At 38.3% G+C, this 20,029-nt stretch carries 19 protein-coding genes; 4 read left to right on the forward strand and 15 right to left on the reverse strand.

Translation table 11 applies throughout. The features are described 5' to 3' along the window. Window positions 1-1,503: 1,503 nt before the first annotated feature. The 6 genes from JSQ81_RS08975 to JSQ81_RS09000 form a co-directional block, all read right to left on the reverse strand. Complete coding sequence (locus tag JSQ81_RS08975) at window positions 1,504-1,845, reverse strand: hypothetical protein (protein ID WP_212607284.1); 342 nt, start codon at window positions 1,843-1,845, stop codon at window positions 1,504-1,506. A gap of 8 nt (window positions 1,846-1,853) precedes the next feature. Next, entirely contained in the window at window positions 1,854-2,099 is a 246-nt protein-coding gene (locus JSQ81_RS08980) for a hypothetical protein (protein ID WP_212607285.1), read from the reverse strand. A gap of 58 nt (window positions 2,100-2,157) precedes the next feature. Further along, window positions 2,158-2,352 (reverse strand): DUF6366 family protein, encoded by a 195-nt coding sequence (locus JSQ81_RS08985; RefSeq protein WP_212607286.1) that lies wholly within the window; start codon window positions 2,350-2,352, stop codon window positions 2,158-2,160. Between the two features lie 201 nt (window positions 2,353-2,553). Further along, the gene (gene ltrA, locus JSQ81_RS08990; RefSeq protein WP_249336685.1) at window positions 2,554-4,317 is read right to left on the reverse strand and encodes a group II intron reverse transcriptase/maturase; all 1,764 of its coding nucleotides are present in this window, start codon (window positions 4,315-4,317) and stop codon (window positions 2,554-2,556) included. 939 nt (window positions 4,318-5,256) lie between these two features. After that, on the reverse strand, window positions 5,257-7,053 hold the full coding sequence (ltrA, locus tag JSQ81_RS08995; RefSeq protein ID WP_212607288.1) for a group II intron reverse transcriptase/maturase: 1,797 nt from the start codon (window positions 7,051-7,053) through the stop codon (window positions 5,257-5,259). A 737-nt stretch (window positions 7,054-7,790) separates the two neighbouring features. Then, complete coding sequence (locus JSQ81_RS09000; protein ID WP_249336686.1) at window positions 7,791-8,228, reverse strand: hypothetical protein; 438 nt, start codon at window positions 8,226-8,228, stop codon at window positions 7,791-7,793. Window positions 8,229-8,915: 687 nt separating this feature from the next. Here JSQ81_RS09000 and JSQ81_RS09005 point away from each other — a divergent pair. The 3 genes from JSQ81_RS09005 to JSQ81_RS09015 all read left to right on the forward strand — a co-directional run bounded on the left by JSQ81_RS09005 (window position 8,916) and on the right by JSQ81_RS09015 (window position 11,098). Then, complete coding sequence (locus tag JSQ81_RS09005) at window positions 8,916-9,338, forward strand: DUF3888 domain-containing protein (RefSeq protein ID WP_212607289.1); 423 nt, start codon at window positions 8,916-8,918, stop codon at window positions 9,336-9,338. A 163-nt stretch (window positions 9,339-9,501) separates the two neighbouring features. Continuing rightward, the gene (locus JSQ81_RS09010) at window positions 9,502-10,140 is read left to right on the forward strand and encodes a hypothetical protein (protein WP_212607290.1); all 639 of its coding nucleotides are present in this window, start codon (window positions 9,502-9,504) and stop codon (window positions 10,138-10,140) included. A gap of 331 nt (window positions 10,141-10,471) precedes the next feature. Beyond that, a complete protein-coding gene (locus JSQ81_RS09015; protein WP_212607291.1) occupies window positions 10,472-11,098 on the forward strand; it encodes a helix-turn-helix transcriptional regulator in 627 nt (208 codons plus the stop codon). A gap of 185 nt (window positions 11,099-11,283) precedes the next feature. On the opposite strand, the gene JSQ81_RS09020 is transcribed toward JSQ81_RS09015, so the two are convergent. The 8 genes from JSQ81_RS09020 to JSQ81_RS09050 all read right to left on the reverse strand — a co-directional run bounded on the left by JSQ81_RS09020 (window position 11,284) and on the right by JSQ81_RS09050 (window position 18,340). Continuing rightward, window positions 11,284-11,979 carry a metal-dependent hydrolase gene (locus JSQ81_RS09020; protein WP_212607292.1) on the reverse strand — a complete coding sequence of 232 codons (696 nt, stop codon included), beginning with the start codon at window positions 11,977-11,979 and terminating at the stop codon, window positions 11,284-11,286. A 137-nt stretch (window positions 11,980-12,116) separates the two neighbouring features. Continuing rightward, complete coding sequence (locus JSQ81_RS09025; RefSeq protein WP_212607293.1) at window positions 12,117-12,431, reverse strand: NUDIX hydrolase; 315 nt, start codon at window positions 12,429-12,431, stop codon at window positions 12,117-12,119. Between the two features lie 81 nt (window positions 12,432-12,512). After that, the gene (locus JSQ81_RS09030) at window positions 12,513-12,959 is read right to left on the reverse strand and encodes a GNAT family N-acetyltransferase (RefSeq protein WP_212607294.1); all 447 of its coding nucleotides are present in this window, start codon (window positions 12,957-12,959) and stop codon (window positions 12,513-12,515) included. Between the two features lie 49 nt (window positions 12,960-13,008). Then, complete coding sequence (locus JSQ81_RS09035) at window positions 13,009-13,530, reverse strand: GNAT family N-acetyltransferase (protein ID WP_212607295.1); 522 nt, start codon at window positions 13,528-13,530, stop codon at window positions 13,009-13,011. Window positions 13,531-14,344: 814 nt separating this feature from the next. Beyond that, complete coding sequence (gene rlmD / locus JSQ81_RS09040) at window positions 14,345-15,718, reverse strand: 23S rRNA (uracil(1939)-C(5))-methyltransferase RlmD (RefSeq protein ID WP_212607296.1); 1,374 nt, start codon at window positions 15,716-15,718, stop codon at window positions 14,345-14,347. A 118-nt stretch (window positions 15,719-15,836) separates the two neighbouring features. After that, window positions 15,837-15,956 carry a cytochrome bd oxidase small subunit CydS family protein gene (locus tag JSQ81_RS20215; protein ID WP_371812529.1) on the reverse strand — a complete coding sequence of 40 codons (120 nt, stop codon included), beginning with the start codon at window positions 15,954-15,956 and terminating at the stop codon, window positions 15,837-15,839. A gap of 15 nt (window positions 15,957-15,971) precedes the next feature. Further along, window positions 15,972-16,997, reverse strand: a complete 1,026-nt coding sequence (locus JSQ81_RS09045) for a cytochrome d ubiquinol oxidase subunit II (RefSeq protein ID WP_212607297.1) — start codon at window positions 16,995-16,997, stop codon at window positions 15,972-15,974. Next, window positions 16,994-18,340 (reverse strand): cytochrome ubiquinol oxidase subunit I, encoded by a 1,347-nt coding sequence (locus JSQ81_RS09050; RefSeq protein ID WP_212607298.1) that lies wholly within the window; start codon window positions 18,338-18,340, stop codon window positions 16,994-16,996. Before JSQ81_RS09050 ends, JSQ81_RS09045 begins: the two co-directional genes overlap by 4 nt. Before the next feature lie 295 nt (window positions 18,341-18,635). Between JSQ81_RS09050 and JSQ81_RS09055 the strand changes: the two genes are divergently transcribed. After that, complete coding sequence (locus JSQ81_RS09055; RefSeq protein WP_212607299.1) at window positions 18,636-19,067, forward strand: NUDIX hydrolase; 432 nt, start codon at window positions 18,636-18,638, stop codon at window positions 19,065-19,067. 50 nt (window positions 19,068-19,117) lie between these two features. On the opposite strand, the gene JSQ81_RS09060 is transcribed toward JSQ81_RS09055, so the two are convergent. Beyond that, window positions 19,118-20,029 carry a diacylglycerol kinase gene (locus JSQ81_RS09060; RefSeq protein ID WP_212607300.1) on the reverse strand — a complete coding sequence of 304 codons (912 nt, stop codon included), beginning with the start codon at window positions 20,027-20,029 and terminating at the stop codon, window positions 19,118-19,120.

Genomic DNA, 20,029 nt, shown 5'->3' on the forward strand with positions numbered 1-20,029 from the left:
GGAAAGAAGAATAAAAACATCAGAAAAGACCACTGGAATGATCTAGGAGTTCTTCGAACTGTTATGATAGGATTATTGGATAAAGTCAGGAACCACAAGGGATAACAGAGAAAAGAGTATTAGATAGAAGAGAGGGATCTGGTGGTTTTGAGTATGAAAAAACCCCGGAATTCCTATTGAATTGAGAAAATCCGGGATACTATTGAAATAAACATGAGATTCGGAAATGTTTATTATAATTGAAACAAGAAAAGTTGAACTGGAAATCGGTAAAGTATATTATCTGTCGGTGATGTTTATTATTTTGCTACAAATCCTGATATGTTAAAAAAAACTCCTATTTTTCCAACCCCGCCACCAAGCCATTCTTCACTTCCAGTTAAAATAAAGTCTTACGAGAAAAGCTGATTTTTCCCCGTTTTTGTGGAATATTCGGTCCGTTTTCCGCCTGTTTTCCGCCTGTTTTTTTCATGTTTTTTTCGGTGTTAAAATAAAGTCCAATTACAGAGGAATGAAGAAATAGAGGAAAAAAGAGTTTGGATGAAAGAAAGAAAAAAGAATGACTGGATGGTTTAGATTCCCGAAAAATTTGATTGGATTATTATTGAATAACTTATTGGATTATAGGGTCGGAGTCAAGCGTAGCAAGGCTTCTAGCAGAGTGGATACCCGGAATTCTAATGGATTATTACTGGAGTTCTAACAGGGTCCTGTGGCTTTCCACATAGAAAAACCCCGAGTTTTATTGAATCAAACCCGGGATTTCATTGAAATATATTCGGAAATAATAAGTGTTTATTTTAACGGAATCAGCATGGAAATGGATGAAAATCGTAAGAGTTTATTATTCGTAATAAGAGTTAATTATCGCTAGACAAATCCTGTGCTCTTAAAAAAAACTCCCGTTATTCCAACCCCGCCACCAAGCCATTCTTCACTTCCAGTTATAATAAAGTCTTACGATAAAACCGTCTTTTTCCCACTTTCGGGAGAAAATCATGCACGTTTTCCGCCTGTTTTCCACGTGTTTTTTCACGTTTTTTTGGGTGTTAAAATAAAGTTCTATTATAGAATGGAATGAAGAAATACCAGAGAAAAGATTTTTAAAGATAAGATAGAAAAAGAAATATTGGATGGTTTAGATTTTCGATAATACGATTGGATTGTTATTGAAAGTCTGGCTGGATTGTGGGGTCGGAGTCAAGCGTAGCAAGGCTTCTAGCAGGGCGAACACCCGGAAGCTCTATTGGATTAGTACTGGAGCTCTAACAGAGTCCTGTGGCTTTCCACATAGAAAAACCCCGAGTTGTATTGGATCAAACCCGGGATTTTATTGAGATATATTCGGAAATAATAAGAGTTTATTTTAACGGATTCGGGCTGGAAATGGATGAAAATCGTAAGAGTTTATTATTCGTAATAAGAGTTAATTATTGTTAGACATAGTGAAGAGAGGATTTTTTGAGATAAGAGCAGAGCGTAAAGTGCTAAACGAACAAATCCTCACTTATTAAACTCAGCTTTCAGAAGATAAACAACGTCATAATCTTCTAACTCATTCATATGACCATCAACATCTTTATAAAAATCAGTAGTAAGACTACTCATACGACCATCACTTGAATAGCAGATACTTGCTAATAGTACTTCTCCTTCAATTGAATTGTTCTCTTCTTGGATGTTGTCCCAAACACTTGACATAGCATCTAAATCATCTAAATTTGTCTCGATGTGACTAATAGAAGCCATGCTATCATTACTACTAATCCCAATATTAAATGTATGTTGCATTCGACTGTCATCTGCTTTTGAGGTTGCAAAAATAATAGAACCATTTTCTTCCACCTGTGTTGTTATATACTTATTTTATCATCAACCAATTTACCCAATTCATATTTTTCAATCCATACAGATACTTCTTTATACTCACTGTCAGTATTGAAATCAAAAACAAACGAAATATCTGAAGTAGTCGAAAGTATTGCATTCTCTCTCTCTGTTAATCCAACAGCAGAAATAGTATTTGATTTCGCATTGTTAGTAACACAGGCACTTAAAACAAATACCAGCAAAGCTACTATTATAAAAAACCTTTTCATTTTATTTCCCCCTTTTAGCTTTTACCGAGACAAATACTTCTTCAAGAATCCTGCCCCATTAGTTGAAGAAAGCTAAATAGATTAGGGTACCAACTATTATTAAAAGAATGAATATTCCTGTACCTTTCCAACCTAGACCCCCAACTAAATCTTGAAGTCCTCCACCATGAATACTTCCTGTAGGGTTTCCTTTTAATTCTGCTTGTCTCAATCTTTCTCTTATTTCTTCAGGGCCTTCTTTATCTTTGTTCAATGAAAACACCACCTCTAATTTTTTTTCATTCTGAAAATTATGTTCACTATTGAACTAAACGTTAGTAATAGGTAAGCATTTGAAGTTATCTCCAGCTTTTCCCCTACTCCACACGGAACGTGCCAGTTTCCAAGCATTCCGCGTTCCATCTAGCGATGGTATTATTAATTATAAGTTTCAAGTTACTCTTTTTAATTTGGGTTATTTGATTATTTCTAGCTCACATTTTACTCGATATTTATTAACTTTTTCCAACATCGACTCTGTGATGCCCAAAATCTTTATGAGTTTGTTCGCCTTAATCTTGTCGGTCATATGGATTAATTCATGTACTTCTTTTTGAAGAATACGTAAATTATTGAATTTGTCGCTGCCACCAAGATATTTTGGTATATAATGGTGGCAGTATACGTTTTCTGCTTGTAGGAACATGCCAGTTATTTCACATTTTCCTTTTTTCATACTGTATCTACTAATTCGATTATCCATATATTCGACACTTCGTGTCGGTATGTTTGAATCCATTAACAATACTATTTCCTGTCTAATATCTTTACTCAACCGTGTAGATATTTGTACTCGACCTTCTTCGGTAAATGGGGTTATACTTTGGGTAAAAGCAATCACATTTTTAGTCTTGATGATCCCGAGAGGGAAGAGGTATATCCCGGCGATTTTATACGTTTTAGAGCCTAAGCCATAGAACTTTTTATAGACAGGTGGAGGGTTGTCAGGATGTTCATATTTACCGATAGGTTTAAGGCGATTGTACATAGATGCACCTATTTCGAAGGCAAGTCGTGAGAACGCTAAGTTGACGTGAGTAGCTCTGTTAAAGTAATTGTGTAACCCTAAGACAAAACTATTAAAACGCAAAGCGTTTTGAGCCGTTGGCGATGTTCGGAGAATTTCAATTCGTTTCTTTGCATCAGCTTTGATTTTCTGTATTTTCTCAGCTTTGACAAACGTATGTGCAACTCGCTTCTTTCCTTTACGATTAGCACGTATTGTGAAGCCAAGAAAAGCGGACTCTTGCTTACGCAGATTAATAATCTTCGATTTTTCTGGTGAAATATCAAGTTTCAGGCGTTCTTTCAAATAAAGTTTAACAGCATGGTACCACTTTTCAGCAGTTTTCCAATCTCGACATAAAATTTTAAAATCATCAGCATAACGAACTATATAGCCCTCTTTTAACTCTGTGCGCTTCTTTGCAAGAAGCTGACCTTCTCTAGTCTTAAGTGATTTATGAAGAGGGAATAGTTCCCATTGATTCGCTAACCATTGGTCCAATTCATTAAGTACAATATTAGACAATAATGGCGAGAGCAAACCACCTTGCGGAGAACCTTTTGTCGGAATACCTTCTCCATCCACTTCAGCTTTCAACATTTTCGCTATACAGGCTAAAACCTGCCTATCTCGAATACCTAAATTCCATAGCTGCTTCATAAGCAATGTATGATTGATATTGTCAAAGAAGCCTTTGATATCAATATCTACAACGTAATGAAGTTTTGATTGATTAACTAGAAATTGAACTCTTGCCATAGCATGATGAGTAGAGCGTAATGGTCTGAATCCATAGTTATGATTATAAAAATGAGCTTCCGCAATTGGCTCTAACACTTGTTTAAAGCATTGTTGAATGATTCGATCGAGGATGCATGGAATACCCAATGGTCGCATCTTGCCATTATCTTTTTCGATAAGTTTACGTCTAACTTTCTTTGGGCGATAATTTTTGAGCTTACTTTGTATTTCTTCTACTAATTCGTTCTCCGAACGTTTCTCTATGTCTACAATAGTTTTACCGTCTGTTCCAGGGGTCTTCGACCCTTTGTTTGACTTGATTGTTCGATACGCTAATAAAATATTGTTCCTCGACGTGATGATGTCGTATAGCTGATGGAACGATTCTTTATTTTTGGATCGTTGATGTAAGTCGGTAAAGGTGTCTGTCATCCCGTAATAATCCCAATATCGTAGAGCTTGCACTGTGGCATCATTCCTCTTTGAAGTGATGTTCCCACGTTCTTACCCGACCGGTGCAATGCACAGTTGAAAAATAATTATTACTTATCGCTAGACTTGGGGCTGTTCCTCCACCTCGATTACAAAGGTTTCACTGGTCGTACCCCTACCCTCATAAGGATAAATGCATTTCGCCATATAGCTTATAGCAACCGTTTCGGGTGACAGCCCTTGTATCAACGTTCCATGTTTTCCAAGTCCCTTATAACCTAGCTATCTTTTTCTAAACTTAGGTGCTTCCTGTAAGCCTGTGAGCTGGATATCGCCATTGTTCGGTATAACGTGTTTCATAGAAGCAATTTTTACTCCACGTCACTCACCCCATCGTTGGATGGTACACAAGTTTCCTTATGCTCTAACTTTAGACCCGTACATCCGGAAGTTCGTCTGTTCTTTTCCACAAGAAAATTCTCACCATATTTAGTTTTTCAGCCATCCGGCATATCCATTGGCATACCTTTTCCGTGAGGAGTGGCTTCAGCCTTTGTTCTGCCGACTTTACCTGAGCTTCAGACCCCATAATCTGTCCATTATGACGCATGCAGGAATCTTAATGGGATAGTTTCAAAATACATGGTTTTGTCATTCCTATCCTCGGTTATAAAGTTAGGATTTCCGAAGAAATCCCTTGTTTTTTCACACATTAGTGTTTATAACAAAACTTGTCGCGCTGCATCGTTAGTTCAATAAAGAAAAGAGCCACATATGCAGCTCAATGATCTTCAAGTAAAGTTTGCAATAGGTAAACCTTTGAAATTATCTCCAGTTTTTCCCCTGCTCCGCACGAAGCATGCGAGTTTCCCCGCACTTCGCGGTCCATCTACCGATGTATACTAGATTATAAGTTCTTCGTTACTATTAGACGTGAGATTAATCTACCGTTTCAAGCCTACATTCCATTCGATATTGATTCAGTTTCTTTATCATAGAAGCAGTTAAACCGAATTTCTGTATCTCTGACGAGATAATTCCTGTATTTTTACGATGTATCAGTCGGTGTATGTCTTTATGGAGAACTCTTAAGTTATTGAACTTATCCGTTCCTCCAAGATGTGTTGGTGTATAATGATGGCAGTGAACTTCGTGAGCGGTTAAACTCCAACCTGTGATTTCGCATTTACCCATTTTCATACTGAAACGGCTAAGGCGGTTATCCATATATTCAACCGTTCTGTCTGGAAGCTTTGCTTTCATTAATCTGCTGATTTCTAAAATGACATTCGGCTTTAATTTATCGTAAATTCTCTTTCTGCCTTCCTCCGTATAAAGAGAAAGCTTACGGCTAAAGTTCATGGCATTTACAGTTTTAACATCTCCAATCGGGAATAAGTGGACTCCTGCGATTTTGAACGTTTTCACTTTCGTGCTATAGAACTTTTTATATGCCGGGCTAGGATTGATTGGATGCCCATATTTTCCTACAGGACGAAGGCGGTTATACAGAAAGGATTTTAATTCATAGGCGAGACGTGAGAACTCCAGGTTTACATGAGTAGCTCGGTTAAAGTAATTGTGAATACCTAAAACAAAACTGTTGAAACGTAATGCATTTTGAGTGGTAGGCGACTTCTTTATCCTTTGGATATGAAGTTTAGTCTGTTCTTTTAATTTCTCTTGTTTCTTCTTTTTAATGCCCGTATGGGCAACTCTTTTGGTTCTCTTTGCATTCGCTTTAATCGTAAATCCCAAGAACTCGGATTCTCTCTTTCGCAAATTTACGATTTGCGATTTTTCTGGAGATATATCTAGTTTTAACCGTTCTTTGAGGTATAGCTTGACCGCATGGTACCACTTTTGAGCAGTTTTCCCATCTCGACAAAGGATTTTAAAGTCATCCGCATAACGGACGAGATATCCTTCTTTGAGGTTAGTACGCTTCTTAGCGTATCTTTCTCCAACTCTTGATTTGTAATTTTTCGAAAGAGGGAAAAGCTCCCATTGATCAGCTACCCATTGGTCTAAGTCGTTTAATACTATGTTCGATAATAGAGTTGATAGCAACCCGCCCTGCGGAACGCCTTTGGACGGCACACCTTCAGTGTCAATCTCGGCTTTTAGCATTTTAGATATGCAAGTAAGTACTTTTCTATCATGAATGCCTAAGTTCCATAATTGTTTGATGAGAAGTGCGTGATTCACATTATCAAAGAAACTCTTTATATCGATATCAACCACATAATGTAGCTGCGAGTGGTTGATAAGAAATTGTATTCTCGCTATAGCATGATGGGCAGACCTTAACGGTCTGAAGCCATAACTATGATTATAGAAATGGGCTTCAGCAATTGGCTCAAGAACTTGTTTAAAACATTGTTGAATAATCCGGTCAAGCATACAAGGGATTCCAAGGGGTCTTTGTCCACCACTTTCCTTTTCAATCCATTTTCTTCTGACTTTCTTGGGTCGATAATTTTCCAGTTTTGTTTGGATGGTTTTCACCAATTCATTTTCCGAAAGCTCTTTGATGTCATTGATGGTTTTGCCATCTGTACCTGGTGTTTTGGAACCTTTATTCGATTTGATTGTACGAAAAGCCAAAAGAATGTTTTCTCTCGATACGATGATGTCGTAAAGATGACTGAACGTATCCTTATTACAAGACTTTTCGTATAAATCGGTAAAAGTTTCCGTCATATTGTAGTAATCCCAATATCTCAAAGTTGACACTGTGGCATCCCTCCCAATGAGTGGTGTTCCCACATTCCTACCCGATCGGTGTCATTCACGTGAAGAAAATAATCGTTCTAAATCGTTAGACTTGGGGCTGTTCCTCCACTCCCATTACAGGAGTTTCACAGGTCGTACCCCTACCTTCACAAGAGCAAGTGCATTTCGGTTCTAACCTTATAGCAAACGTTTCGGATGACAGCCCTTGTTTCAACGTCCCTTGATTCCCAAGTCCCTTACAACGTAGCTATCCGTTCTAGACGTAGGTGCTTCCTTTAAGCCTGCGAGCTGGATACCGCCATTGTTCGGTATAGCATATTTCAGAGGGCGCAATTTTACTTTACACCACTCGCCCCATCGTAAGATGGGCCATAGCTTTACACTATGTTCTAACTTTAGACCCGTACATTCGGAAAATTTGTCAGTTCCTTTAGAGTGGAACATTCTCACCGTATCTAGTTTTTCAGCCATCCGGCATATCAGTTAACGTACCTTCTCCATAGGAGTGGCTTTAGCCTTCCTTCTGCCGACTTTACCTGAGCTTCGTACCACAATGAACTGTCATTCATGAAGCACGCAGGAATCTTAATGGGATAGTTTCCGAAAACGTGGTTTCATCATTCCTATCCTCCGTTGTAAAGTTAAAGCTTATTTCAAAACTTCCTGTGTTTCACGCCAGGAGGCGTTTATCACAGAACTTGTCGCGCGCACCCGTTAGTTCAATAAGGAATAGCAGTTTAATGGTATTGAAACCAAACAAACCATCCTTTTTCCTTGCTTTTAGCTAAAAATATTTGACCCTGGGCTAAATCAGCTCCAGGTGCTTTTGGGAAATCTAAACGTACAAGCCATGACTTTTCAGCAATTTCTTTGCCACAAAAGGTTTTTGCCATTCCAAAATAGCCTTCTTCTTCTTGATTACCAACTGTATCGAGAAAAGGTTTGGCAGTTACTACATTCCACTTAGTATACATGTCAGGAAAATCATCTAATCCAGTTCCATAAGTTTTTGGTATTAAAGTATTTAACGCCTCTATTACCTCTTTTTTTTCCTTAAGCGATGTTTTCTCTAATTCACTTAATACAGGACATTTTTTAGGCGGCTGTGCAAAAACTTCAAATGACACCAAAGTGAATAAAGATATGATTAATATTAGTGCATACAGTTTTTTCAAGATAAATTCACCTCTTTTCTAATTACTATCTCCAGTTAGAAAAGAATTATTATCCTTCTTCAACTAACCTGCTCCTTTAGTTGAATAACACATATAAACCCTTAAAAGATGAATACTACTTTTGAGGTGAAATTAATGATATTGAAATTATTTCTTGCTTTAAATATCCTAACAGTATTTCAGCCTTTTATTAATCAAGAAAGTCCTATTACATCATCCAAACCCGAAATTAAAAATATATATACAGACTATCCTAAAGACGGACGGAATTTGGGTATCCATACCAAAAGGGACAAAGAAAATTACATTTCATGTTGAAGCGGAAAATGCAGAAACTGTATTATTTTGGTTAATTCCAACAGGAACATAAACATGGACAGAAAGAAAACTCATGGGATATGACATTCGAGAAAATCAAAATGACAGTAACTTTTCTTTGACTTGGAATATTGATAAGCCGGATCTACTTGACCATTTACATATTCAAGCAATAGGTGAAGAAATAGTAGCGAATGACTTAATCAATTTATATATGGAGTAAAACTTGGATACTTGTCTAAACTGCCCCGTTAGTTCGATAAAGAAAAAGAGCCACATATGCAGTTTTTTTCACAAGAAACTGACTTTACGATGAACCACATTAAATGGGTTATACTGCACAAACTAACGGTAAAGGAGAGATAATAAATGAAGAAAGTATTGCCTTTAGTAACAATTATTGTTTCAATTGCCTTCTTGACTCTTTTTTCTTATTCGCACGTTCTAGCCAAAACCACAACTGAAAATGAAATACAGCTTCGTGATGAGGTGATCCTCGATTTGCTTTTTCTATCCACCTACAAAGCACTCGAAGAACATTTCGGCGAACCAAAACAGTATTATTGCGAACAAATTCTCCAAATCGAAAAGAAGGTAGAACCCGCCCACTTTAATGTCACCGTGCAGCTAACAACATTTGAAGGTGCTCACGATTTCCCATTTGATTTAGTTACTATCACTTTCAGTAATAAAAATAGTATTGAGTGGCGGGCTATTGATATCGAAAGCAGAACGTTAAAACCGAACGAAATAACTAACCCCTTTAGTTGTACAAGAAAAGAGCCGTCTTAGCAGCTCAATGATCTGCAAGTGAAGCCCCCGTTAGTTGAATAAGCACATACTTTATTCAAAAAAGGTAACAATACAATCAATTCGATAAAGTCGCAAAGAGGTGTATTGAAGAAATGAAAAAGATGTTAATCGTTTTTATACTGTCCCTTGGAGAGAGGAATTAATGAAAAAAAATCTTTTACTTCTCTTCATTTGTGTATTTTTAGTTAGTTGTCAACAAAGTACGAACCAAGAAACGATGGATTCGAACATAAAATCCGAAGTTGCTTTTCTCCCTGACATAGAAATGGGCTTAACATTAAAAGAAGCACTTGAAATTGCCCATGAAGAAGCACTTAAATGGAGTAAAGAAGCAATGTTATTTAGTGGAACTAGTGTTGACAGGGATAAAGCTCCAACAGGAATGGAAGGCAGAAGAAAGCACTGGAACATCGAATTTGGTATACCGGGTGAAACAGACTATTATCTAGTAACTATCCGAGACGGAAAGGTACTAGATAAAGTACATGTTCCTAATGAAATGGACGCTATGCCTAAAAGTCATTTTACTTCTAAAGTTGAAGAATTTAAGTATGATACACCTGAATTACTAAAAAGGGCACAAAAAATAACCAAAATATATCCAGGAGACACTTTTGCTAAGGGATATAATTTTGGTTTCACTAAAGACCTGCAAAAAAACGTTCCAATTGTGATGGTTATCGGTTGGGATCATGCCAAGGAAAATATGATTTATTTAATGTTCAACGCAGTAACAGGAGAGCTAGAAGATGATTTTGAAAGAGAACAATATAAAAACTAAAAGGAATTGTACTTTCAGCCAAAGATTCCGGATGTAATTTTCAAGACATTATCATTTTACGGGAATTTGCGATGTTTATTAATACTTCAATGATAGTTTATTACAAAAAAGACTCCATCTTAACCCCTCCGTATTTTGCACGTCAGATCAATATCACTTCATAAAATATTTTAGGAAGTTGTTGCCATTCCTTCTGAACCTTTGTAATCTCCTCGTTATAGCAATCCTCATCACTGTCCTAATGTTGTCCTGTAATTGTCCTCTTGTAGACCTTACAACCTTCTGTTTCTCATTATATAATGTAATCATAATAGTTAAGGAGGACGAAAAAATGCAAAAACAAGTTGGATTAAAAATCAAGGAACTGAGAAACGTAAAACTTTGGACACAAGAGCAGTTATCGGAAATTTCAGGGGTAAATGTACGAACTATTGGAAGGTTAGAAGCAGGAAAAAATGTTGAAAGTGCAACTTTACTTTCAGTTTTGAATGCACTTGATACCACATTGCAAGAACTTGAAAGCCCCACTTTATCTGAAGGATCTGTAGACGGGGATGAAACTAATGAAACTAAAAAGCAAGAATCATTGCAGTTCCTTCAAAGAATTGAAGATGGAAGAAACCTTGTACGAATTATTGCAGACTCACACCAATATGGTTTCGATTACCATGACTGCGAAACAAAAGAGAAAATAGAGGAAGTGCAATCCTTTTTAACAAATGTTGCCGATGTAATTGATATTTGGAGTATGGTTGAAATAGGGCAAAGATTCGACTTGGAAAATACATTAGATGAGCAAATTAAAACATTAGAGAAACTCAACCTTTGGGTATTTGGCTTACGTCAGCACGATGAAAAAGCTAATTGGACAACAGCGATTATTCAGGTCTATTCAAAGGACAACCCCATGATAAGAAAAATCAAATTAGATAAAACCTTGATGCCTAAACAAGGTTAGTGGGATTAATCATCATAATGAAAGGGCTGTTCATATTTTCACTTAATATTGAGCAGCCCTTTTTTATGTATACAAGTATATTCGTTTATCCCCGAAACTTCAATTTAGTCATTTCCAAGCCCAGTTTTAACAATTTTCCACGCATTCCCACTACTTTATTTTACTTAGAGGTTTCTCCTTCCGATTCATTTATTTATTTTCTCCCGATAAACTTTAATTTCACCACCCAAGATTGGTGAATATCCGCTGATATTGGATTTATCTGTTTTCACCATGAACTCCCAATTTAAGAAACGATGACTTGGAAAAGTTAATAGAAGATTAATATTATCATTCTCATATTGTTTTTCTAATGTCTGTTGGAGTTGAATCTTTGAAAATGATAAGCCCCCAAGATATAAGGACACAACAAGTATTCCCGTTAATACAACCAATTTTCCTTTCCGATAAAAAATCCCAATAATTATAGTAATAAGAAGTGTAAATAAAATAAAACTATCATTACTTCCCACGATACTGAAACCAAATTCTTTTTGTATCATTGGATAAAATAAAGCAACACCATTCCCAATGTAATCAATAAAGAGATGCCCAATTAACACAGTAAGGGTGAACATAAACCATGCTTTCATAAATGATATTTCCTTTTGCATTGCAAAATAACCAATCCCAAATAATAATCCAAACACTGGTGCACTCAAAACAGAATGACCTAATATATCTCCAAAGTATTTTGTGAAATCTGGTGAAATACCAGCCAGCCCACCAAATAGAATCAGCACACAACGTTTCATTTTTGATTCGAAGTCTTTGTTGCAAAGCAAATATATGATACTACCACCTACTACAAAATGAAGAAGCGTATGTATCCAATACCCCATATTCCATCCACCTTTATTGTTCTACCTTTTTAATGAAATTCCTTCTTCCACTAAATACACGTTAGTTCAACCAGAAAGAAGAGTTGCCTTAGCAGCCCCATGACCCTTCACGAAAGCCCCGGTTAGCTTTAATAAGGTTAATCAATCAAACAAGACCATTCCATTGATGTATTTCCAAAATAAATATAATGTTGACGAATCTCATTTTTGCTTCTTCGTATTAATATATAACGGAGTTTAAGACGCTCTATTTCATTACGCCTTATACCCGTCTCTTCTAAAATCTCTCTTAAACAAGACTCTTCAGGACTATTGTGTTCATTGGCTTCCACATGTCCGCCAATTCCAGTCCATAAATTAGAGGCTAATGCTCTTTCTGTTGAACGTTTCAGCATCAAAAGTTTATTATCATTAAAAAGATAAGCCCCCGTCATTATTCGCATACTTATCATAAACACCCGACCTTTTTTCTCTTGATTGCTATTTTAATTCTTGATTTCCGTAACAAATACTTTCATTAACTTAACTGCCCTTTAGTTGAATAGCTTCTTTTCGAGAATAATTTTTGTTTCTCCATTATCTTCGTTATAAGTACCGATGACATCGAAGCCATTTTTAATATTCAAGATTAGCATACTACGCCATTTATTCATTGTTTTGGTTTGAACAATCTTATATCCATTCATTATTAAATGTTGATGCTGTTTATCCATCAATTTAGAAGCGACACCATAATTTCTATAATCGGCATCCACTCCACCTAACCAACTATAAAACTTAGCATTATCAAGTGCATATCCAATCTTATATGCAATCACTTTTTCCCCTTCCATTGCAACATCTATTAGCATTTGGGGTTTACTTTTCATTTGGTTAACTAAACTATCAGAATCACCAAAAATGCTATAATGTAGTTTTATAATGCCCTCCATTATCTTGTTATCAGGAATCGAATTAAAATTAGCATAAACTAAATCCATATACTATTCCCCCGTCTAATAAATAATTTATAAGTTTATCAGAGCCGAACTATATTTTGTCCAAAACTTCGTCAACATTGTTCCATTCATAAATTAGTTCATTTAAGATTTTTCCACCAATTTTAATCTGAACTATTTTAACTAATTTCGCACCATAATATTCATAAAAATACCGGGTTTTGTTATCCTCAAGGACCTCCACAAATACTTTTTCATAATCCATTTTTTTAAAATGCTTAAAAAGTTCTTTAAACAACCTTTTTCCGATTCCTTTTCCTTGATATTCTTCAAGTAGGTAAATTGAAGTCAGATCACCTGAGTTTTCCACTACGTTGTTTTCTCTCTTCCAAGCATCTGCAAAACCTATAATTTGAGCTTCATTGTTTTCTGCAATAACAACATAATTTTCTTCTCTTGCAATATTCGCCTTCCACAGTTCTGTACGTTGTTCATAAGTTAATTTGTTTAAAAAGTCATTTGGGATAATGCCATTATAAGTTGTTCTCCAACTATCCACGTGAACTTTTGCAATACCTGCTGCATCATCTATTATCGCTCTTCTAAATTTCATTTTCACACCCCATTACCTATTTTATATAGTAATTCCAAAAAGCGTAAATCCCTTTAAAAACTAGCTGTTTTCATGAAAAAAGAACTGCTTTTAGCAACCCCTAAGTTTAGGAACTCTAATACATAAATCTTGCAAACCTACATACATTTTACCATATATTCAAAATATTTTAACGGCAATTCTAAATCAATATTCATTTTTTTATCTCTCTTCTTCTCTCCCATACCCCACTTTATGGATGAAATATTACAAACCAAACTAAATTTTTCTCTCTACTATGTACTGTTAAAATGATCTTCAATTATTCCGACCCCGCCACTACGCCATTCTTCATTTCCTGTTAAAATAAAGTCTTACGATAAATTCCCTTTTTCATCACTTTTCGTGAAAATAATTGCCGTTTTCCCCTTGTTTTTCACGTGTTTTTTCATGTTTTTTTGGGTGTTAAAATAAAGTCTTACGATAATGGAGAGAAGAAATAATGGAGAAAAGAGTTTGGAGGAAAGATAGAAAAAGAAATATTGGATGGTTTAGATTTTCGAATAAAACGATTGGATTCTTATTGAATTACTTATTGGATTGTAGGGGTGGAGTCAAGCGTAGCAAGGATTCTAGCAGAGTTGATACCCGGAGTTCTATTGGATTGCTGCTGGGGTTCTAACAGAATTCTGTGGCTTTCCACATAGAAAAACCCCGAGTTGTATTGGATCAAACCCGGGATTTTATTGGAGTATATTCGGAAATAATAAAAGTTTATTTTAACGGAAACGGGATGAAAATCGTAAGAGTTTATTATTCGTAATAAGTGTTTATTTTAACGTGACAAATCCAACTCCAACCAAGTCACAACTTCGATATGACTACTTTGCGGAAACATATCCACCGGCTGTACTTCCTGAGTACGATACCCGCCATCTTCTAAAATACGTAAATCCCGCGCCAATGTCGCTGGATCACAAGACACATAAACAATACGTTTCGGTTTATATTCCAAGATCGTATCCAACAATTTCTCGTCGCAGCCTTTACGCGGAGGATCGACGACAAGCACGTCAAATCGTTTACCTTCAGCGTACCACTTCGGAATTACCTCTTCAGCTGGACCCGCCTCAAAGTGAGCGTTGTCGATGCCGTTCAATTCAGCATTGCGCTTGGCGTCTTCAATTGCTTGCGGAACGATTTCGACGCCGTATACTTCTTTTGCATTTTGCGCGAGGAACAGTGAAATTGAGCCGATACCGCAATAGGCATCGATGACAGACTCAGTTCCTGTGAGCTGTGCGTACTCGAGTGCTTGCTCGTACAACACTTCCGTTTGCTCTGAATTCACTTGGTAAAATGAACGTGCGGATATTTCGAATTTGATATCACCAATTGTATCAACGATGAATGGTTTTCCGTAGAGTAAAAAGGTTTTATTCCCAAAAATGACGTTCGTTTTTTCGCTGTTGACGTTCTGCATAATGGATGTCACATCGGGAACGACGCGTTTAATGAGTTCAATAGCAGCATCCTTTTGAGGAAACTTCTTCGAACGTGTCACGAGAACGACCATTAATTCGCCCGTTGCACGTGCTTTCCGAACAATCAGGTGGCGCAGCATGCCGCGGTTTGTTCGTTCGTCGTATGCTTCAATCCCCATGCTGTGCATTTCATGTTTCAATGTGGACATGATTTCATCTGCTTCTTCGCCTTGAATAATGCAGACATCCGTGTCGACGATATGATGGGTTCGCGATCGGTAAAAACCCGAAACTACTTCCCCGTTTCGTTCACTGAATGGTATTTGGGATTTATTGCGATAGCGCCATGGGTCGTCCATTCCTTTTACTGGATGTACGGGCACATGTGGAATTTTTCCGATGCGCTCCATGACATCGCGTACCGTTTTTTGTTTCTGCAGTAGCTGTGCTTCGTATGATAAATGCTGTAATTGGCAACCGCCGCATTCCCAAAACACATGGCAAGGTGGTATAACGCGGTCTGGCGACTCTTTTGTCACGTTTAGCAACTTCGCGAAACCGTACCGTTTCATCGTTTTCATCACTTGTATTTCAGCCTCTTCACCTGGAAGCGCACCGGGGATGAAAAGCGGGTATCCTTCCACTTTTGCTACACCCGATCCATCATGTGTTAAATCTTCCACATAGACGTTGAGGCGATCATTTTTATTTACAGTAAAAGACATTACTATTCCTCCAAAATTCATATGCCTATAGTTTAACACGTAGATGAGGTATCGCGATATATATCGCTACTTTACCCACGATAAAAAAACAGACGCCATAACGACGTCTGCCCCTTACTTATTCTTCCTCATCAATCTGCCGCCTCACCGCATCGTCCATCGGCGCCACAACAAATGCAAGAACAAGCGCGCCGATGAGCACAATAAACGGGGCATAAAACATCAAAAAACTATTCACACCAAATCCTCCCCTTTACACATGATGCTTACTTTTACCACGGACATAGTCTTTATCGAACAAGAACAACCTCATGAGCAAGTACAAGGACGGGATCAACAATCCGAGTCCCAGTATGAACACGACAATCAATGATATTGCCATCGCCGGATTCGTGAAGCTGTCGTAAATCGTCAAGTACGGGTAGAGCAAATACGGGTAATGGGAGGCGCCGTATCCGAAGAAGGCAAATATGAATTGCCCTGCCAACAAGATGAACGCCAGCCCATAATTACGACGTCTCCATAATAGCCAGACGGTCCCGATGAACATGAAAAATGAGATTAGAAACATCGGCCAAAAGTTTTGGATATTGGCGTAATGTTCTGGGTTATGGTTTCTTAATTCGAAAATAATTCCGCCTGCCGTAATGATTGTCGGCAATGCCCAAATGAGCGCGTATTTCCGCAAGAGTGCTGCGGCTTCGAAGTAACGCGCTTTATTGGCATACCACGTTAAAAATACGGCGGAAATATAGAGTGTCGCCGCAATGCTCAGGACGACGATGGACCAAGTCAATCGACTCGTGAACAATAACCAATAATCGAGCACGGGATTCCCGTCCACCATCTCGACGAAACCACCTTCTGAAATCGTCAGGACGATTGACAACGATGCGGGAAGCAATATTCCGCTAAGTCCGTACATAAACGAATAACCCTTATGTCCGCGCGACCCATACGTTTCAAACGCATAATACGAACCCCGAATCGCGAGTAAAATAATCCCGATACTAACTGGAACTAATAACGTCGTGCCGTAATAAAAGGCTGTTTTCGGAAAGAATCCGATGATCCCGACGAAGAAGAAGACGAGAAACACATTCGTCACTTCCCACACCGGAGATAAATAGCGTTGAATGATATTTGTTAAAATATGTTTCTTGCCGGTGAGCAAACTATAAGCATTAAAGAACCCTGCACCGAAGTCTATCGCGCCGATTAGTATATAACCGAACAGAAATGTCCACAGGACCGATATGCCGATTATCTCTAAGCTCATCGCATGTCACCGCCCTTCTCCATATTCCGGTCTTCGATTTCTTGTTCTACTGGATTTTTTCGGAACATCCTTCTTAAGACGACAACGCTTCCGACGCCGAGTATGAGATACAGCAAACAGAACAAGATAAGCATCGTATCTACATGGGCACTTGTTGTCGCAGCATCTTGCGTGCGCATGATTCTGCGAAGAACCCACGGCTGTCGACCGACTTCGGCCAGCCACCAACCCGCTTCAATCGCGATGATCGATAACGGTCCGCCGAGTACGATTAGCCAACGGAACCATTTTGTCGTGACCATTTTCCAACGTCGTTTCGTGCCGATCCAGAATACGGCCGCTAACAACACCATCCACATGCCGATGGTCACCATGATGTCGAATAAGTAATGGATGTAGAGCGGTGGAATTTCATCTTCCGGAAACTGGTCAAGCCCGATCACTTCTGCTGACGGTACGCTATGGGCGAGAATACTTAATGCATACGGAATCTTAATCGCATACTTCACTTCTCCATCATCAAGGACACCGTATAAGATAAGTGGCGCATTTCCCTCTGTTTCAAAATGCCATTCAGCCGCGGCAAGTTTTTCAGGCTGGTATTCAGCTAAATACTTCCCGGAGAAATCCCCGATGACGGCTGTCGCGATTGCAAAGATCAGTCCGATTTTCATCGTTAGATAAAGAGCCTTTTTGTGATATTCATGATTGGAGCCTTTTAATAAGCGGAAAGCCGCGATTGCCGCTAGGACGAAAGCTGCCGTCATATAAGCTGTCACAACAACATGTGCCACTTTCGTCGGCATCGCCGGGTTAAACATGGCGATAAGCGGGTTAATATTGATTAATTCCCCATTCACGATGTCAAATCCACGCGGCGCGTTCATAAATGCGTTTACCATCGTGATAAATACAGCTGAAAATGATGCGCCGATTGCAACTGGAATAAGCAAAAGCAAATGTTTTTTCTGGTTTTCAAACCGATCCCAGGTGTATAAATAGATACCGAGGAAAATTGCTTCAAAAAAGAACGCGAACGTTTCCATAAACAACGGAAGCGCGATGACATTTCCTGCAAGCTCCATGAAATTCGGCCACAATAACGACAACTGCAAACCAATTGCCGTTCCGGTTACAACTCCGACCGCGACGGTAATGATGAATCCTCTCGCCCATCGCCTTGCCAGCAAAATGTAATGCTCATCATTTTTTTTTATGCCGACCCATTGGGCAATCATAATCATTAACGGTACGCCTACACCGATTGTGGCGTATATAATGTGGAATGATAATGTGGTTTCTGTTAAAACGCGCGAAAAAAATACAGCTTCTTCATTTCCCAATCAAGTAACCTCCTTTAACTCCCAAAAATTCGACCGACGATTGAGAGGAGCATAATTCCTGCGATAATGAACACAAGCCAAATCAAACGTTTTTCATGTTTTTTATACATCCAGGCACGACCTTTCAATATCATTCTTCCCTATATCTTATACCCGCTATACGCTTTCTTTACGCCATTATTAATTGCAAATAGTGAAACTTCCATGTCTAAAATTTGACAATTCAGCAACAAACACTTGTGAATAGTATGAATCTTAGGTATAATGGAAGAATAAGCCCAAGAGGTGAAGACAAATGAAAACCAGAAGAAAAGTACTAGCTTACATTACGAGAGGCGAAGAACCGGATTGGGAAATTCTCGTTTTTCAACAAAAAGACAACCCCGAAGCCGGCATTCAAGTTCCAGGCGGGACAATCGAGAGCGATGAATTGATCATCGACGCGTTATACCGTGAAATCGAAGAGGAAACTGGAATTACGCGCGAAAACCTCGAGCTGAAGGGCAAAGTCATAAAAAATAAGTACTTTCCCGAACATAAAAACAAGATTTATGAACGCACAATTTTCCATCTGTCTTACATCGGCGACAACGATGAAAAATGGGAATATATTGTCAAAGGGGATGGAAAAGACGAGGGCATGACATTTTGTCATCGATTTGTTCCTGTCGATCAAATTCCCGAACTTGCAGGAAATCAAGACGAAGCGATTAATTTTTTAACATAAAAAAGTTGTATGCAAGTCAATCATTGACTGTGCATACAACTTTTTTGCGTTTATACTAAATCCTGTTCTCTTAATTCTTCTAATGGCGCAAACATTTCTACGTGGCGGTATAGGTTGTTAAATGTCGCTGGTAATAACCCACCATATTCCCCGTCCAAATTAAGAAGAACCTCTTCTGATGATGTGACGACGATTTTTTCCGCTTTGCTCGATATAACGAGCGGGTCATCAATATGTTCTCCGCGTATAGCAAGAGAAACGATGCGAATAAATTCGGCAATATTACATTTCTTTAAAATAAGCAATGTAAATTTACCGTCATTCAAACTTGAATCAGGCGCAAGTTTTTCGAAGCCGCCGACCGAGTTTGTTAATCCAACAAGAAACATCATCGCTTCATCGTCAAAGACTTCCCCGTCATATTCAATTCTTACATGAGAAGATTTAATCGATGGCAGCATTTCAATGCCTTTTAAATAATAGGCCAGCTGACCGAGTACAGTTTTCAAACGGCTCGGTACATCATACGTAAGTTCAGTCATTCTTCCGCCGCCGGCAATATTTATAAAATGGCGGTCATTCATCAACCCGACGTCAACGGGAATTGTATCTCCCTTTAGAATGACCTCGAGTGCACCGCCAATATCGCGCGGAATTCGCAAGGCGCGCGAAAAGTCGTTTGTTGTTCCCATTGGAATGAGTCCGATTTTGGGACGTTTTTCAAATGGGCTCACACCTGCCACAACTTCGTTTAGCGTCCCATCGCCACCTGCACAAATAATAAGGTCGAAGCCTCGTTCTACTGCTACTTTGGCCGCCTCTGTTGCATCGCCTTCTCCAGTCGTTGCATGACAGGAAGCTTCATAACCTGCGATTTCAAGTTGTTCGAGCACATCACCGAGATGTTTTCGAAAGACCTCGCGACCAGATGTTGGATTATATATAATACGGGCACGTTTCAT

The organism is Sporosarcina sp. Marseille-Q4063, assembly GCF_018309085.1.
In the GTDB taxonomy this organism is placed as follows: Bacteria; Bacillota; Bacilli; order Bacillales_A; family Planococcaceae; genus Sporosarcina.

Bases quoted from the DNA above. Each gene is read 5' to 3' on its own strand.
- JSQ81_RS08980 (WP_212607285.1), bottom strand. From the start codon at position 2,099: ATGAAAAGGTTTTTTATAATAGTAGCTTTGCTGGTATTTGTTTTAAGT.
- ltrA (WP_249336685.1), bottom strand. From the start codon at position 4,317: ATGACAGACACCTTTACCGACTTACATCAACGATCCAAAAATAAAGAA.
- JSQ81_RS09005 (WP_212607289.1), top strand. From the start codon at position 8,916: ATGAAGAAAGTATTGCCTTTAGTAACAATTATTGTTTCAATTGCCTTC.
- JSQ81_RS09010 (WP_212607290.1), top strand. From the start codon at position 9,502: ATGAAAAAAAATCTTTTACTTCTCTTCATTTGTGTATTTTTAGTTAGT.
- JSQ81_RS09015 (WP_212607291.1), top strand. From the start codon at position 10,472: ATGCAAAAACAAGTTGGATTAAAAATCAAGGAACTGAGAAACGTAAAA.
- JSQ81_RS09020 (WP_212607292.1), bottom strand. From the start codon at position 11,979: ATGGGGTATTGGATACATACGCTTCTTCATTTTGTAGTAGGTGGTAGT.
- JSQ81_RS09025 (WP_212607293.1), bottom strand. From the start codon at position 12,431: ATGATAAGTATGCGAATAATGACGGGGGCTTATCTTTTTAATGATAAT.
- JSQ81_RS09030 (WP_212607294.1), bottom strand. From the start codon at position 12,959: ATGGATTTAGTTTATGCTAATTTTAATTCGATTCCTGATAACAAGATA.
- JSQ81_RS09035 (WP_212607295.1), bottom strand. From the start codon at position 13,530: ATGAAATTTAGAAGAGCGATAATAGATGATGCAGCAGGTATTGCAAAA.
- rlmD (WP_212607296.1), bottom strand. From the start codon at position 15,718: ATGTCTTTTACTGTAAATAAAAATGATCGCCTCAACGTCTATGTGGAA.
- JSQ81_RS09045 (WP_212607297.1), bottom strand. From the start codon at position 16,997: ATGAGCTTAGAGATAATCGGCATATCGGTCCTGTGGACATTTCTGTTC.
- JSQ81_RS09055 (WP_212607299.1), top strand. From the start codon at position 18,636: ATGAAAACCAGAAGAAAAGTACTAGCTTACATTACGAGAGGCGAAGAA.
- JSQ81_RS09060 (WP_212607300.1), bottom strand. From the start codon at position 20,029: ATGAAACGTGCCCGTATTATATATAATCCAACATCTGGTCGCGAGGTC.